Genomic DNA, 4,833 nt, shown 5'->3' with positions numbered 1-4,833 from the left:
TCCCGGTGCCGGGGGCGGTGGCCGTCGACCGGGGGGGCCTCACGCGGGCCCGGGTGCGCCGCGCCGGCGGGCGATCTCGTCGAGCACGCCGCGCACCGCCAGCACCGCGTCGTCCGCTCCGGACTCCTCGAAGATCGACCGCGCCTCGTGCAGCACCGCCGCCGCCTGGTCGTAGGCGCCCAGATGGGCCAGCGCATTGCCCTGATTGGCCAGCGCGCGGGCGTGCCCGAGCGGATCGGTGTCCCGGTCGCGGGCGACGATGACCTGCTGGTAGCGGGCCGCCGCCTCGACCAGGTTGTCCTTCTGGTGCGCCGACGGTGCGTAGACCAGGGCGTTGGCCAGGTTGAGCTGGGTGCTGGCCCACTGCTCGGGATGGGTCTCGGGGGTGTAGACGGCGAGCGCCGTGCGCAGGCCCTGGATCGCGACGCCGATCCGCAGCTGGTCGGACGCCTGGCTCATCGGCATGGCCAGGTAAGCGGTGGCGAGGTTGACCTGCACCGCGGCGAACAGCTCCGGCGCGCTGTCCACGCCGATCAGCCGCAGCGCGCCCAGGTAGTGCTCCACCGCGGTGCGCAGGGCCGCCGGGTCGCCGCCGGCCCGTTCCTGGTAGGCCGAGCCGAGGGTCAGGCGCAGCTCGGCGCGGGCGATCACGAGTTCGGTGGCGTCCAGGGCGGCGAGCGCCGTGGTCAGATCGGCAAGAACGTCGTCGGTCGGCCCCTCGACGCTGCGACGCAGGTCCGCCGTGGTGGACAGCAGCTGCGCGGCCAGGCCCGGGGACGCCTCCCACGCCGCGGCGACAGCCTGGCCCAGCGCTGCCGCCGCCTGGCCGGTGCGCCCGGCGGCCATGGCGTGGGCGGCGTGCGCCGAGTGCACCAGCGCCGCGATCTCGCCGGTCTCCCCGGCCAGCGGCGGCGGCTCGGCCAGGTCGCCGAGCGCGAAGCGGACCACGTCGACGAGGATTCCGAGCTCGGCGCCGAGGGCCTGGCGAAGCTGCGCCGGGTCCTCCACCGGGGGACCTCCCGGGCGCAGGACGAACCGGTTGTACCGGTCGATCGGGTCGTCGCCGTCGATCTGGGTCGCGGCGCCGACGACGTCCCCCCGGTAGGCCAGCTCCAACGCTCCCAGCCGCGCCGGCCAGGCGTCCGGGCGGCGCCCGGCGGCGAGCGTGCGGCGCAGCTCGGCCGTGTCGTCGCCGCCCGGCACCAGCAGGAAGCCGGCGGGCAGCGGGAACACCCCGATCGGCTGCGGCCGGGCGTGGCGCGTGGCGATGTCGGTCGCAGCGTCGCGGTCAGTCACGTGCGTCGTCCTCGCTGTGCTTGTCGGGTGCGCTGTGTTTGTCGGGTACCGGGGTTCCCGCGGCGAGATCGGCGAGGATCATTGCCTGCAGGCGTTGCATCGCGCCGCGGACGGCCGGGGTGAGATCGGCACCGGGTTCCAGGCCGCCGGCCTCGACGAGGTAGACGGCGATGTCCGTCGGGTAGTCGTCGCCGAGCAGCCAGCGGCCGAAGGCGAGGGCCTGGTCCCAGCGCACGGCGTGCGGATGAGGCAGGTGCAGGGGGAGATCCTCGAGTTCCGCGCCCGGTACCCGGTAGACGGTGCCCGGCGCGGCGCCGGTGCGGGCGGCGTCGACGATCACGACCCGGCGCGCGCCGCGCATCGCGAACGCCGTGTCCAGCCCGGCGGTGCCACCGTCGACCAGGCGTACTCCGGCCGGCACGCCCGCCTCGGCGAGCCGGCGGATGAGGATCGGGCCCACCCCGTCGTCGCCGCGCAGCAGGTTCCCGCAGCCGATCACCACCGTGTCGCAGCGCGGCGGTTCGAAGCCGGGCGGGTCGACCTGCACCCGGGGGCTGGCGGGCACCGGTCGTCCGGCGGTCAAAGGTCCCCGTTGATGATGAACCTGCTCAGCTCCTTGCCGGTCCGCCCGTCGTAGGCGTGGACGGTGCAGACCAGGCAGGAGTCGAAGCTGCGGGCCACGTGGCCGAGCTCGACCGGATCGGCCGGGTCGGCGACGGGGGTGCCGACGAGCGCGGCCTCGATCGGACCGGGCGTGCCGTCACCGTCGCGGGGGCCGATGTTCCAGGCCGTCGGGGTGACCACCTGATAGTTGGCGATCTTGCCCTTCTCCAGGACGATCCAGTCGGACAGCGAGCCGCGGGCCGCCTCCGTCGAGCCGAAGCCGCGCCCGTCGGCGCGCTCCACCGGGGTGGCATGGAACGGCTCGTGCAGGTCGATCTGGTCCAGCCAGCCGCGAACCCACCGGTAGTACTTCGCCGCCTCGTGCATCCGGGCGAGCAGGCGAACCATCACCGAGGGGCCGATCGCGTCGAGGATGTTCCCGAACAGCGGGTCGTCGTCCTGGTGGGCGGCTGCACCCGGGGCGGCGGCGGCGACCCGGCGGGCCAGCGGGCCGGCCTCCAGCGGGACGTATCCGAGGTTCGGCACGTCGTAGCGGGGGGACTTCGCCCAGCTGTACTTGCCCTGCTCGCGGCCGCGGACCGGGTCGATCGGGTTGGTCTCCCCGTCGAACGGGTGGCGTGCCGACGTGCCCGCGTAGAACGAGTGGGTGACGTCCTCGCGCACCCTGGCCTGGTCGAACTCGGTGTACGCGCCGCCGGCGTACACCCCGGAACGGCCGATGAGCGCCGCATTGCGGCCCTCGATCGTCGGCCGTCCGTACAGGTCCGGCTGAAAGTACGTCCCGGTCGCCAGGTAGTTGCCGATGCCCTGGCCGTAGCCATCGAGGCCGATGTCGAGGCAGTAGCGCAGGAAGAAGCCGCAGTCGCTGTCGTGCTGGGCCTCGTTCTCGTACAACCAGGCGAGCACGTCGGCCCAGGTGCGGTTGGCCAGCCAGCGGTCCACCGAGCAGCCCAGCCACTGCTTCTCGAGCCACTCGGTCTTCCAGTGCTCCAGGATCGCGATGGAGCGGGTCACGTCCGCGAGCGTCGGGGCGCACATCACCCCGCCGGGCACCATGAAGCTGGAATGCGGCCACTGCCCGCCGAAGATGGCGTACACCTCGATCGGCTTGGCGGACAGCACCACCCCCGGGCCGTAGCTGGATCCGGTGAACGGGGTGAACCGGCGCACCGCCTCCGGGTAGAGCTGCGAGGAGGCGTACCTGGGGTTCGTCAGGTCGATGGCGAACAGCGCGTAGAAGCACCGCGGGATGCTCTGCAGCGTCTCGCACGCCTGCGCGATGTTGCGGATCAGGGTCGCGTTCGGCGGCAGCTCGGTCTGCCACGCCACGTCGAGTGCGTACGCGGCCTTGTACAGGTGGCTGCCGCCGCAGATCCCGCAGATCCGCGGGGTCACGATGAGGCCGGCCTGCGGATCCTTGCCCCGCAGGATGATCTCGAAGCCGCGGAACATCGCCGCCTCGGTCCAGGCCGAGGCCACCACCCCGTCGTCGATCGTGACCCGGACGTCGAGGTCACCCTCGACGCGCCCCATCGGGCTGACGTTGAGATCGACGGTCGTCATCGGAAGACTCTTCTTTCCTCGTGCGTTCCTCGCGGGGCCCCGGGCGGGACGCGCGTGCCCTGCCGGCGGGTCAGACGACGAACATGTCCTTCTTCGACCACTCCGGGGCGCCCAGCCGGGCGGCCGCCGCCTGGGCCAGGTAGGTCAGGTGGCCGCTGCCCTCGGGGACCTCGCGCGGGATGACCCCCGCGACCTTCTGGGTCTGGAAGACCGTGCCGGGGGCGAGGTCGAAGAACGGGAACTCCGGTTCGGTGCAGCCGATGCACGGCATCCCGGCCCGGGTCTTCGACGACTGCCGGTTCCACAGGATCCGGTTGCACGGCGAGTGCGTCATCGGCCCGCGGCAGCCGAACTCGTAGAACAGGCAGCCCTGGCGGGTGCCCTCGCCGAAGGCCAGCGTCGACTGCTTGTACTCGAAGTACCCGTTACGAGTGCAGCCCGTGTGCGTGAACGTGGTGAAGAACGTCTGCGGCCGGTTCAGCTCGTCGAGCCCGATGTCAGCGGCGCGGCCGGTGGCCAGCGCCACCAGGATCTGGGTGATCCAGTCCGGATGGGCGGGGCAGCCCGGCACGTTGATGACGGGCAGTCCCGCCCGCGAGCGGAAGTCCGGGCCGAGGAACCCGCCCGGGGTGCGCTTGTGGAACTGCAGCCCGGTGGAGTCGGTCGGATTCGGCGCCATCGCGGGCACCCCACCCCAGCTGGCACAGTCCCCGATCGCCACGACCACCTGCGCCTGGCCGGCCAGGTCGCGCACCCAGTCCTGCATCGGCCGGTCGGCGAACACGTCGTAGCGGCCGCTACCGTCCGGGCCGCGCATCACCGAGCCTTCGAAGACGAAGATGTCGACCGCCCGCTCGCCCCGCGCGCACTCCCAGAACAGCGTCCGTGCCTGCCCGCCGGTGACCAGGCCCAGCGAGGGGTGCCAGAGCAGGTCCAGACCGAAGTCGGTGATCAGGTCGATGACGGTGGGTTCCTCGGCGTTCAGGAACGACATCGTGTTGCCGCTGCACGCCCCGCCCTGAAACCAGAGCACGGATGACATCGGTGGTCCCTTCGTCGGATGGCCGGCAACCGGTGGGGCAGCGCGGCGCGTCCGGTCGCGGCGCGCCTCGCGTCGCATGGCTCAGGCCGCACGAGGACTGCCGGCACAGCGACGCTACGTGCCCGGGAAGGGGACGCCGATGCGTCGTGTGCGGAGGCTGCCACCAACGCGTGGTGGCGTTTGCCGCTGCGTGCGCGGACGGGCCACAGTGAGCCCGGCCGGCGGGCCGGCCGGGCGGTGACGGACCGTCGTGCATGGCGGCCCTGTCGTGCGCGCCGAGCCGGGCGAGCGAGGGACGGCGGGAAGGG

At 72.8% G+C, this 4,833-nt stretch carries 4 protein-coding genes; all 4 read right to left on the bottom strand.

Features of this window, described 5'->3' with window-relative positions; translation table 11 throughout:
- Positions 1 to 39: 39 nt before the first annotated feature.
- Positions 40 to 1,296: a tetratricopeptide repeat protein gene (locus NBZ83_RS30080; RefSeq protein WP_261565474.1), complete on the bottom strand. Its 1,257-nt coding sequence runs from the start codon at positions 1,294 to 1,296 to the stop codon at positions 40 to 42.
- Positions 1,289 to 1,861 (bottom strand): hydrogenase maturation protease, encoded by a 573-nt coding sequence (locus NBZ83_RS30075; RefSeq protein WP_261565473.1) that lies wholly within the window; start codon positions 1,859 to 1,861, stop codon positions 1,289 to 1,291. The genes NBZ83_RS30080 and NBZ83_RS30075 overlap by 8 nt, the downstream gene beginning before the upstream one ends.
- Before the next feature lie 14 nt (positions 1,862 to 1,875).
- A complete protein-coding gene (locus NBZ83_RS30070) occupies positions 1,876 to 3,483 on the bottom strand; it encodes a nickel-dependent hydrogenase large subunit (RefSeq protein WP_261565472.1) in 1,608 nt (535 codons plus the stop codon).
- Between the two features lie 70 nt (positions 3,484 to 3,553).
- A complete protein-coding gene (locus NBZ83_RS30065) occupies positions 3,554 to 4,525 on the bottom strand; it encodes an NADH-quinone oxidoreductase subunit B family protein (RefSeq protein WP_261565471.1) in 972 nt (323 codons plus the stop codon).
- Between the last annotated feature and the right edge of the window lie 308 nt (positions 4,526 to 4,833).

The sequence above is a fragment of the Frankia gtarii genome (genome assembly GCF_025403375.1).
GTDB classification, from domain to species: Bacteria; Actinomycetota; Actinomycetes; order Frankiales; family Frankiaceae; genus Frankia; species Frankia gtarii.
This window is presented reverse-complemented; position numbering and strand designations above follow the sequence as displayed.